Raw genomic sequence first — 5,096 nt, 5'->3', positions numbered from 1 at the left:
GCCCCCGGCCACCGGCCGGGGGCTTCTCCGTTTCCCCGGCGTGCCCGGCGAGTGATTCGAACACAGGCCACGGGTGGGTGGCCGCGTCCCGGAGGCCGGTGTCCGCCGAATGGGCCTGGAGGTGCCATTCCCGCGTCCGTTCGGGTGGCGCCGATTGCCGCCTAATGGATGAAATGCAGCCGTTTCGGGTACATCCCGTCCTGCCGCCCGGATGACCGCCGAACGGGTGGGATACGGCCAAAAGCACCGGTGTCGCAGTATGACCGGCCCAGGATCGTGATTCCTTTTTGTCGGATCTTGTGCAGACTGCCCACCCCCCGGCAGCCGACCGCGAAGGAGAGCCGGATGAGCCGACAGTTTCCCCGTACGGCTGTCGCCCTGGCCGTCCTCGCGAGCGGGCTGCTGACCGCGTGGAACGTCCCGCTCGCGGCGGCCCGGCAGTTCCCCGACACCCGGTCCGCCGAACACCGGGCGGTGCTGCCCTCCGGGCTCCCGGCCCGGGTCGACCTCGACGCCGCCCCGCAGGAGTACGGCACCGCCACGCACGTGGCCTCCGACCTCCTCCTGGGCGCCGGCGCGACCGCCCCGGAGCGCACCGGCCGCAGCGGCGCCGACGTGTCGATCGCCTTCCCCTTCCCCACCGAGGCGGCGATCGGCCGCTACTACCGGCTCACCGTCCCGGTCGCGGTCGGCGACCGGCCCGCCACCCTGGCCGGCTGGATCGACTTCGGCCGCACCGGCCGGTTCGACCCCGCCCAGCGGGTGCAGACCGAGATCCCGGTCGGCGCCGCCACCGCGACCCTGGAGTGGACCGTCCCGCCCGGCGCGGCCTCGGGTGGGACCTGGGCCCGGCTGCGGATCGGCCGCGACGCCGGACAGCTCGTCTCCTCCGGCGGCTTCGCCGACTCCGGACAGGCCGCCGACCAGCGGATCGAGCTGACCGTCGGCGCCGCCCGGCCGGAGATCGCCGAGCCGGTCGCCGGTGCCGTCCTCGCCGACGCCCGCCCGCAGGTCAGCGGTCACGGCGCGGTCGCCGGCGCCACGGTGGAGGTCCGGGAGGGCGACACCGTCCTCTGCCGGACCGAGGTCGGGAGCGGCGGTGACTGGTCCTGCCGCCCCGGCACGGAGCTGGCCGTCGGTCCGCACGCCCTCACCCCGGTGGAGACCACCGGCGGCGGCGTGGTGCTGCGCGGCGATCCGGTCACGGTCGACGTGAAGACCGTGCCGCCGGGCGCTCCCACGCTCACCGTCCCCGCGTACACCAACGACCCGGGGCTCCGGCTCACCGGCACCGGCGAGGCGGGCAGCACCGTCTCGGTCCTCGACGAGGGCTCCAGCGACGAACTGTGCATCACGGGGGTGCCGGCGGGCGGCGCGTGGTCCTGCCTGCCGGTCGAGGACCTGACGGACGGGAAGCACCTGCTCACCCCGGTCGCGGTCGACCGGGCGGGCAACCGGACGGCCGGGCTGCCGGTCCCGCTGGTCGTCTCCACCGCCCTGCCGGGCCGGCCGGTGCTCACCTCGCCGGCCCCGGGGGAGACCGTGCGGGTCAGCCGGCCGAAGCTGGCCGGCCGGGCGGATCCGGGCACGGACGTGCTGGTCACGACGGGGGCCGACGCGGGCGCGGAGCCGGAACGGCGGACGGTGCTCTGCGGGGCGACGACGGCGTTCGATGGGAGCTGGAGCTGCACGGCCAACCGGGACCTGGCGGCCGGGGAGCAGTGGCTGACCGTCACGGCGACCGACCGGGCGGGGAACGCGGCCTCGGCGGAGCCGGTGCCGGTACGGGTCGCCACGACGGAGGCGGCGCCCGCTCCGGGGGCGTCGAGCCCGGCGGTGCCGAGTGCGGCGGCGCAGAGTCCGGTACTGCCGAGCCTGGTGCTGCCGAGCGCGGCGGCTCCGAGTGCGACGGCTTCGGCTACGGCTCCGGGGGCGTCGAGCCCGACGGCGGCGGTGTCGGCGTCGAGTTCGGCAGCGAGCCCGGTGGCGTCCGGTGCGGCGGCGGTGCCCTCGGGCCCCGCTAAGCCGAGCCCGAGCGCCCAGGGTGCGGCGGTGGCCTCGCCGACTCCGTCCGTCGTGGCGGCGCCAGCGGAGGTGCCGGTCGCCGTTCCGCCGGTGGGCGCAAGGCCGGTGACGGCGAGTCCGGTGGGCTCCGGTCCGTCGGCGGGCCCGTCGGCGGGGCCGTCGAGGGCGACTCCCGGGCCCGCGAAGACCGTGGCGGCCGCGTCCGCCGCTTCCACCAGGCCCGTCGTCCCGACCCTTTCGACCGCCGAGGCCTTCTCCCCGAGCCTGACGCCGGCCCCCGCTACCGGCCACGGCGCCCCGGCCGCGGCGGTCGTCGCGGTGCGGCCCGGGCCCTCACCGGCCGGAGCCGCCGACCCGGTCGACTCCGCCGGGCCCGCCGGGGACGCGGTTCCGCCGTTGGCGGCGCCGCCGGTGGAGACCGCGCAGGGCGCGTCCGGGCGGTCCGGGGCGACCGGCTGGCGCGGTGGAATCGCCGGATTCCTGCTGGTGCTCACCGGCCTCGGGCTGATCACCCGTCGGGTGTTCGCCCGCAGGCCAGGTGCTCCTCGGCGCTGAACTGCGCCGAACTGTCCCGACCATCAGTTCATGTGCCTGCGCGTCAGGTCGGCTTTGGATGATTCGTCAGTAAATGTCGACACACCTCGGCTCAAATGTCGCATTTGATGACGTATGAACTTAGCCTGACCCTGGCACTGCCCGTCAGATCCGGGCCGCCCGTTGCGCGACACACCGACCCAGAGGATCCGTGCATGGACGTCACCCGCGATTCTTCGCAGCGACCCGACAACCTGCCCAAGGCGCTCCCGCCAGCCCTGCCGGAACGTTCCGCCGTCGGCTCCGGCCCGCTGGCCGGGACCACCGCCGTCAAGACCCTCAAGCCGGGCGGCCCGGCCGACAGCGGTCCGGCGACCACCCCGCTGGCCGTCGTCCCGAGCCCCTCCCACGGCGGCTCGGCGGACCTGCGGGACCCGCTGGAGTCGGCCGCCCCGGAGACCATCGAACTTCCGGACCCCCTGGTGGCCGGGGCCCTGACCGCCACCACCTCCCGGCGCCCGCCGCGCGCCGACCAGGCGCTGCGCGAGCAGCGCGCCACCGCGCTGCCCGGCTGGCTGGCCCTGCTGGCGGTGCTGATCGGCGTGGGCGGCGTGCTGCTCGTGCTGCTGCGTACCGGCGTCATCCCGTACTGGGACGCGCTGCCCGACCTGCGCGGCAGCGCCGCGCGGGAGAGCGGCCGGGTGGAGGTGGACGCGCCGTGGATCGCCGCGGTGGCCGCCGCCGGCCTGCTGGTGGTGTTCACGCTCGCCGGGCTGCTGGCCAACGCGGGCGGCGAGACCCGGGTGCTGACCCGCTGGGGCCGCTACCGGGGCACCGTCCGCCGGACCGGCCTGGTCTGGGTCAACCCGCTGCTGCGCCGCCGCCGGGTGGACGTGCGGCTGCGGCACTGGCGCAGTGAGCCGGTCAAGGTGGTGGACCGCACCGGCACGCCGATCGTGGTCCGGCTGCTGATCGTCTGGCGGGTCAAGGACACCGCGCGGGCGCTGCTCGCGATCGAGGACCACGAGAGCTACCTGCGCGAGCAGGTCCAGGCCGTGCTCACCCGCACCGCGTCCACCCTGCCCTGCGACAGCAACGCCGCGCCCGGCCCCGCGCTGCGCGACGGGCAGTGGTTCGCCGACGAGATGACCAGGGCGCTGGCCGCCGAGGTCGCCCCGGCCGGCCTGGAGGTCTACTCGGTGCAGCCGCTGGCCCTGGACTACGCGCCCGAGGTGGCCGAGTCGATGCGCCGGCGCAGACTGGCCGACCTGGACGCGGGCCTGCGCACGGTGCTGGTGGACGACGCGGTCGAGGCCGCGGCGCTCGCCGTCCGCCGACTGGAGCGGGCCACCGCGCACGAACTGGACGAGGCCGCCCGCAGCGCGCTGATGGAGCAGCTGCTGGTCGCCTTCGTCGCCCCGGCCGGAGTGGCCGCCTCGGTACCGTCCCCGGCCGCCCGTGCCGGGCGGAAGGAAGGACGACCCGCATGAGGATAGCCACCGGCGCGTACGCCGAGTCCGGTATCGGCCCCGACGGCGATCCCGGACTGATCGGCTTCGAGGAGCGCCTCGGCAGCATCCCCGCGCTCGCGGGCTGCGGCTGCCCGAACTGCGTCGTCCGGCCGCGCACCGCCCGCTCCGCGGCGGCGGCCGGCGGCAGCCGAATACACCGGGCCGTGCGGGGCACCTGCCTGGCCACCACCGTGCTGGCGGGCGCCGGCGTCGTCGGCCTGACGGCCGGCGCCGGATCCGCGCACGCCGCGGCCGGGAAGCAGGGCTGGGACGGCTCGAAGTACTGGTTCAAGAACGGCTCCGGCGAGTGGCGTTGGACCAGCCACTACGACGTCTACGCGAGCCGCACCGGGCAGTCCGGCGGCTCCGCCGGCTCCTCCGGTTCCGCCGCCCAGGCCGTCTCCAACGGCTCGGCCTCCTCCGCCGGGATGCGCCAGGGCTGGGACGGCTCGAAGTACTGGTTCAAGAACGGCAGCGGCGAGTGGCGTTGGACCAGCCACTACGACGTCTACGCGAGCCGCACCGGGCAGTCCGGCGGCTCCGCCCGGACCCCCGCGCAGCCCGCGCCCCCCGCGAGCCGTCCGTCGGCGAACCCCGCACCGGCCTCCGGGAACACGGAGTCGGCCATCGACTACGCGCTCGCCCAGCTGGGCAAGCCGTACGTCTGGGGCGGCAACGGCCCGTCCGGCTACGACTGCTCGGGGCTGGTCCAGCAGGCCTACCGGCGCGCGGGGATCAGCCTGCCGCGGGTGGCCGACGACCAGTACGCGGCGACCACGCCGATCAGCGCCGGGCAGCTGCGCCGCGGCGACCTGGTGTTCTGGTCCGACAGCGGCCGGGCCTCGGGGATCCACCACGTGGGGATCTACCTCGGTGGCAACAAGTTCGTAGAGGCTCCCCGGCCGGGCACGACCGTCCGGATCTCGACCCTCAGCCAGGGCTACTACCCCACCCACTTCGGGCGGCCGTGACCGCGCGGCCGTAACGGCGAAGGCCGTACCGGGCCCCGACAGCGCGCCGCTGTCG

Annotated in this window: 3 protein-coding genes; all 3 read left to right on the top strand. The window is 75.9% G+C overall.

The annotated features are described in order from the left end of the window. Positions 1 to 345: 345 nt before the first annotated feature. The 3 genes from ACFU7Z_RS35910 (at position 346) to ACFU7Z_RS35900 (ending at position 5,041) form a co-directional block, all read left to right on the top strand. A complete protein-coding gene (locus ACFU7Z_RS35910; RefSeq protein ID WP_380782205.1) occupies positions 346 to 2,580 on the top strand; it encodes an Ig-like domain-containing protein in 2,235 nt (744 codons plus the stop codon). 194 nt (positions 2,581 to 2,774) lie between these two features. Next, a complete protein-coding gene (locus ACFU7Z_RS35905) occupies positions 2,775 to 4,049 on the top strand; it encodes an SPFH domain-containing protein (protein ID WP_380782203.1) in 1,275 nt (424 codons plus the stop codon). Beyond that, the gene (locus tag ACFU7Z_RS35900; RefSeq protein WP_380782201.1) at positions 4,046 to 5,041 is read left to right on the top strand and encodes a C40 family peptidase; all 996 of its coding nucleotides are present in this window, start codon (positions 4,046 to 4,048) and stop codon (positions 5,039 to 5,041) included. The genes ACFU7Z_RS35905 and ACFU7Z_RS35900 overlap by 4 nt, the downstream gene beginning before the upstream one ends. Positions 5,042 to 5,096: the final 55 nt, after the last annotated feature.

Origin of the sequence: Kitasatospora sp. NPDC057518, from assembly GCF_042802075.1 — a bacterium.
Classification (GTDB): domain Bacteria; phylum Actinomycetota; class Actinomycetes; order Streptomycetales; family Streptomycetaceae; genus Kitasatospora.
The sequence above is the reverse complement of the archived record's forward strand: the minus strand, read 5'-3'. Positions and strand labels throughout refer to the sequence as shown.

Excerpts from the sequence above, each read along its gene's own strand:
- ACFU7Z_RS35900 (WP_380782201.1), top strand. The coding sequence starts at position 4,046 with ATGAGGATAGCCACCGGCGCGTACGCCGAGTCCGGTATCGGCCCCGAC.
- ACFU7Z_RS35905 (WP_380782203.1), top strand. The coding sequence starts at position 2,775 with ATGGACGTCACCCGCGATTCTTCGCAGCGACCCGACAACCTGCCCAAG.
- ACFU7Z_RS35910 (WP_380782205.1), top strand. The coding sequence starts at position 346 with ATGAGCCGACAGTTTCCCCGTACGGCTGTCGCCCTGGCCGTCCTCGCG.